The following is a 3,799-nucleotide window of genomic DNA, read 5'->3' as shown; positions in this document are numbered from 1 at the left end:
ATATGAAACCCTGCGGATGATGCGGCCAATGTAATTTTCAGACGGCCTACGGCGGCGCAGGCAGTTTAATTCGGCGCGCATCCGTTATATAATCATGCCGTCTGAAATCTGCGGGAGCGCACCGTGTCCGATCTACCCCGCCGCCAGGCTACCCCCCCCCCCGAAATATGACAAACGCAATATTTTATCCGTCGGCTGGCGCATCTTCCGCAATTTTGTCCTGCTGACGGCATACGGCCTGCTGACGCTGGGCTGCTATTTTGCTTTGTACCGCCATTTAGAATAAAACGCTGCGGCCTTTGCCGCCGTATCACGCTTCACGTTTGCGAGTATATGATGACCGAGCCTACCGACAACCGCCCGCCCGTCCAACTGGAAGACGAGCGCAAAAATCCTGTTTTCCGCTTCGGCCAAGCCGTTGCCGGATTTATGCTGGTCGTTTGGGCCGGCGTGCTGGCTTTGGTGTTTTTCCTGGTATTCCGCTTCTGGTTGAGCTGATTACTAAGCCACACAGGCCAAACCTCTTATCAAAAGCCGAACGACACGGCGATAAACCTTTTTTGCAAACATTCAGGCCGTCTGAGACTGCCGCCCCTGCTTTGGGGCCTGCGTTTTCAGACGGCCTGAATGTTTGTCAAAATATTTAAAATCCCCTAGCCGTCATTAGCTGCGCGGGGGAAGCGAAGCGGACTTGCGCAGCTAATGACGTCGCTTATTTCAGTTTTTTTGCAAAGGTCTTGACCTGTGCATGTTTTCCGCCTGCGCTTAAATATGGTGCACAATCAGCTTTTTGCCCCCGTAGTCCAATACATCGGTATCCATATCAAACAAATCTTTGATGTTTGCCGCCGTAAACACTTCCTCCGGCTTGCCCGTCAGCGCGACCTGCCCGTTTTTCATGGCGACCACGAAATCCGCATAAGCCGCGGCTTGGTTGATGTCGTGCAATACCACGACGGTGGTGCGCTTGTGCTCGTCGGTCAGGCGGCGCAGAAGCTGCATCAGGGCGCGGGCGTGGTACATGTCGAGGTTGTTCAGCGGCTCGTCGAGCAGCACATAATCCGTGCTCTGGCAAAACACCATGGCAATCATCGCCCGCTGCCGCTGCCCGCCGGAAAGCTCGGTCAGGTAACGCCCTGCGAAGCCGTCGAGATGAAACTCGTGCAGTGCGTTTTCGACAATTTCCCCGTCTTTTTCAGACGGCCTGCCCTGATGGTAGGGATAGCGTCCGAACATCAGCAAATCGCGCACGGTAATGCGGCTCATAATGCTGTTTTCCTGGGTCAGAATCGACAGGGTTTTCGCCAATTCCGCGCTGGGCGTGGCGGTAATATCGCGCCCGCCGTAAGCGATGCTGCCCTGTTTCAAAGGCTGAAGGCGCGCCATAAACGAGAGCAGCGTGGATTTGCCCGCGCCGTTGGGGCCGATCAGCGCGGTAATCCCGCCCTGCGGAATATCGAGGCTGACATCGTTGAGGATAAGCTGGTTGCCGATGGTATGGCTGACGTTGCGGATTTTAATCATGGTTGGAAATCATATCGGGCGGGTTGTGTCCGCCGTTTTATTGAAAAGTTGGGATGTTTCTGCTTTTTCAGACGGCCTTAACGTTTCTTCCTCAGCACCAGCCATAAAAACACCAACCCGCCGGCGAATTCGACCACGACGCTCAAGACGGCTTTCATGCCCAGTAAATGCTCGAACACGGTTTGGCCGCCGACCAGCAGAATACCGGCCACGCAAAAGGCCATCGGCAGGCGGTGGCTGTGTTTCATGGTCGGGCTGAAATGGTTGGCCAGCGCCGCCACCAAGAGGCCGAAAAAGCTGACCGGGCCGACAACGGCGGTGGACGTGGCAACCAGTGCGGCAATCCACAGCAAAATCCATAAGGTATTGCGCTGATAGTGGATACCCAGATTAACGGCCTGGTCGCGGCCGAGCAGATACACATCCAAGCGGTGGCGTTCGCGCCAGATAAACACCGCACTCGCCAGCAAGACGATTGCGCCGATGCCGAGCAGGTTTTGGCTGACGGTATTGAACGATGCAAAGGTATTCGCCTGCGCCACGGCAAATTCTTCGGGGTCGATCATGCGCTGGAGCAGCGAGGCGAGGCTGCGGAACAAAATCCCGAAAATCACGCCGATTAAAATCATCCGCGCCAAATCGCGCCCGCCCTGCTTCATCAGCGTGGCAAACAAGAGCAGCGAGCCGCCCATCATCACCGCCAGTTCCAAACCGAATTTCCCCATCAGCGGCAAAGCGGTATAACCTATGCCGCCGAGCAGGAATACCAACAGTGTCTGCAGGAAAATATACAGCGAATCAAAACCCAAAATCGACGGCGTCAGAATCGGATTATTGGTCAGCGTTTGAAACAGCAGGGTCGATACGCCCACCGCATACGCCACCAGCAGCAAAGCAGCGAGTTTGGTCAGCCGCAGCGGCAGCACGAAATCCCAATTACCGCCCGCGTTTAAAGTCAGAAACAGGGCGCAGCAGGCCGAAAGCAGCGCGAAAGCCAGCCATAAAGCCCGCGGGCTGCCCTGCAAAAAGCCAATGTGTTTTTCAGACGGCATGGGCAGGTTTCCTCAACAACATCCACAAGAATAATGCCGTGCCCAATACGCCGAACACCACCGACACCGGAATTTCAAACGGGAACACCACCAAGCGTCCGATGATGTCGCACAGCAGCACCATCGACGCGCCGAGCAGCGCCACCGCAGGCAGGCTCTGACGCAACTTGTCGCCCATCATGCGGCTGATAATGTTCGGCACCACCAGGCCGATAAACGGAATATTGCCGACCGTCACCACCACCAGCGAAGTAATCAGCGCCACAATAATCAAACCCGCCCACAAAATCACATCGCGGTTCAGGCCTAAGTTGACCGCCACCGTTTCGCCCAGCCCCACAATCGTCAGCTGGTCGGCAATCAGATAAGCGGCCAGCGCCAAAATACCGGTGAGCCACAACAACTCATAGCGCCCCATCAACACTCCGGAAAAATCCCCCTGCTGCCACACGCCCAGCATTTGCAGCATTTCCGTTTCATACGCAATAAACGTCGCCACCGCCTCGATGACGCCGCCGAAAATAATCCCCACCAGCGGCACCATCAGCTGCGCCGTCGGCGGCAGACGGCGGATCAGCGCCATAAACACCAGCATACCCGCCATGGCCGCCATAGCTGCCGCCGACATTTTCGTCATCAGCGCGGCAGAAGGCGCAAACAAGGCCATCAGCAGCAGCCCCAAAGCCGCGCTCTGGCTCGCCCCCACCATCGACGGCTCGACAAAACGGTTGCGCATCAAAATCTGCATAATCATCCCCGCCACCGCCATCGACGCACCCGTCAGCACCAGCGCCAGCGTGCGCGGCAGACGGCTGACCAACATCAGCTGCGTGCTGTCGGACATGTCGAACAGCTCGCGCCAATTAAAGCTCGCCACACCCACCGACAGGCTGGCCGCACACAATACGGCCAACACCGTCAGGTTGGTCAAATTAAGGGAAAGGGGCTTGGTATTCATGTCTTTCGGAAAAATAAAGCGTTTTCAGACGGCCTGTAAGCCTGCTTATAGCGGCAAACCGGCCTGAGCCGCACCTGAAAACTGATGCAGACATGCCTCGAAAACGAAAATAATTATCATAATTTATTCTATATTAATATGCAAGGCTTTCTGCTGTCGGAGATGGCGTGAAATTCCTAAAAAATCAAAATGGGTAGACTGAGAAACCAAACATATAGGGCGGTTTTAAAATACCTGACTTTCAATATGACATACCACATACAGT

4 protein-coding genes are annotated in these 3,799 nt (G+C 55.4%); 1 reads left to right on the top strand and 3 read right to left on the bottom strand.

Features of this window, described 5'->3' with window-relative positions:
• Positions 1-333 precede the first annotated feature (333 nt).
• Complete coding sequence (locus tag BDE01S_RS11340) at positions 334-498, top strand: hypothetical protein (RefSeq protein ID WP_169798087.1); 165 nt, start codon at positions 334-336, stop codon at positions 496-498.
• A gap of 267 nt (positions 499-765) precedes the next feature.
• Here the strand turns inward: BDE01S_RS11340 and BDE01S_RS08995 are convergent, their stop codons facing one another.
• The 3 genes from BDE01S_RS08995 to BDE01S_RS08985 all read right to left on the bottom strand — a co-directional run bounded on the left by BDE01S_RS08995 (position 766) and on the right by BDE01S_RS08985 (position 3,534).
• The gene (locus BDE01S_RS08995) at positions 766-1,524 is read right to left on the bottom strand and encodes an iron ABC transporter ATP-binding protein (RefSeq protein ID WP_066080469.1); all 759 of its coding nucleotides are present in this window, start codon (positions 1,522-1,524) and stop codon (positions 766-768) included.
• Positions 1,525-1,601: 77 nt separating this feature from the next.
• Positions 1,602-2,576 (bottom strand): iron chelate uptake ABC transporter family permease subunit, encoded by a 975-nt coding sequence (locus BDE01S_RS08990; protein ID WP_066080466.1) that lies wholly within the window; start codon positions 2,574-2,576, stop codon positions 1,602-1,604.
• On the bottom strand, positions 2,566-3,534 hold the full coding sequence (locus BDE01S_RS08985; protein WP_066080463.1) for an ABC transporter permease: 969 nt from the start codon (positions 3,532-3,534) through the stop codon (positions 2,566-2,568). The genes BDE01S_RS08990 and BDE01S_RS08985 overlap by 11 nt, the downstream gene beginning before the upstream one ends.
• Positions 3,535-3,799: the final 265 nt, after the last annotated feature.

It is taken from the genome of Bergeriella denitrificans NBRC 102155, assembly GCF_001592185.1.
In the GTDB taxonomy this organism is placed as follows: domain Bacteria; phylum Pseudomonadota; class Gammaproteobacteria; order Burkholderiales; family Neisseriaceae; genus Neisseria; species Neisseria denitrificans.
This window is presented reverse-complemented; position numbering and strand designations above follow the sequence as displayed.